We start from the raw sequence: 908 nt of genomic DNA, 5'->3' as shown, positions 1-908 counted from the left end.
TCTCCAAACCTGGAAGCCCAGCTGTCGAAGTGGGTCATGTCCAGCTCCTGGAGCCTGTCATATTGCAGATACCGCTGCATGGTGTAGAGTTCCGTCATGGAGTTGGAGATGGGGGTCCCGGTGGCGAAGATGACGCCCCGGTTCCCGGTCAGCTCGTCCAGGTAGCGGCATTTCAGGAACATATCGCTGGACTTCTGGGCGTCAGAGGTAGAGAGGCCAGCCACATTCCGCATCTTGGTGTAGAAGGCCAGATTTTTATAGTGGTCCGCCTCGTCCACGAACATCCGATCAACGCCCAGCTGTTCAAAGGTCACCACATCGTCCTTGCGGTGGTTGGCCTGCAACTTTTCCAGCCGGGCCTTCAGAGACTTCCGCGTGTGCTCCAGCTGCTTGATGGTAAACCGTTCGCCCTTGGCCCTCTTGACCTCCTGGATGCCTTCTTCGATGTCGTCGATTTGTTCTTCCAGCATCCGCTTCTGCCGTTCCGGGCTCATGGGTATCTTCTCGAATTGGCTTTGGCCGATGATGACGGCGTCGTAGTCCCCGGTGGCGATGCGGGCACAGAACTTCTTGCGGCTGCGCTTCTCGAAGTCCTTTTTGGTTGTCACAAGGATGTTGGCGGAGGGGTAGAGCCGCAGGAACTCCGAGGCGGTCTGCTCGGTCAGGTGGTTGGGCACCACGAAGATGGACTTCTGGCACAGGCCCAGGCGCTTGGATTCCATGGCGGCGGCAACCATCTCGAAGGTCTTGCCCGCACCCACCTCATGGGCCAGGAGTGTGTTGCCGCCATACAGCACCCGGGCGATGGCGTTGAGCTGATGGGGCCGGAGCTGAATGGCCGGGTTGATGCCGCTGAAGGTGATGTGGCTCCCATCATATTCCCGGGGCCGGATGCAGTTCATCTGCTC

At 59.1% G+C, this 908-nt stretch carries 1 protein-coding gene; it reads right to left on the bottom strand.

Annotated features, from left to right (window positions below):
* On the bottom strand, positions 1 to 908 hold a 908-nt coding region (locus tag B5G42_RS17620), incomplete at both ends, for a DEAD/DEAH box helicase family protein (protein ID WP_162611157.1).

Origin of the sequence: Flavonifractor sp. An91 (genome assembly GCF_002159225.1) — a bacterium.
Taxonomy (GTDB): Bacteria; Bacillota; Clostridia; order Oscillospirales; family Oscillospiraceae; genus Flavonifractor; species Flavonifractor avicola.
This window is presented reverse-complemented; position numbering and strand designations above follow the sequence as displayed.